This is a genomic window from Clostridium sp. HBUAS56017, assembly GCF_007115085.1.
GTDB classification, from domain to species: Bacteria; Bacillota; Clostridia; order Clostridiales; family Clostridiaceae; genus Clostridium; species Clostridium cibarium.
Map to the genome: position 1 here is coordinate 10,001 of NZ_SULK01000037.1, position 287 is coordinate 10,287.

Genomic DNA, 287 nt, shown 5'->3' on the forward strand with positions numbered 1-287 from the left:
GTGTTACATCATCTGTATAATTTTCTAGTACAACCTAATCAAAAGTTTAACTAATTGATCAAGCATTATTTATAGAAAATCAAATTCAAAGTTTGAATGAAGAAATTGAATTTTATTATAGTCAATCTAGCTTAGTAGCGTCAACTTATGCCGTTAGAGAGGTAGCTCACATAAGCTCACACATATTGTTTTTGCTATTAGGAGCGACAATAAGGACTATGAACCTATGTCATAATCCTTATCTAAATACTTTTTGTTAAGCTATTAAAAATTTAATGTATTTAATG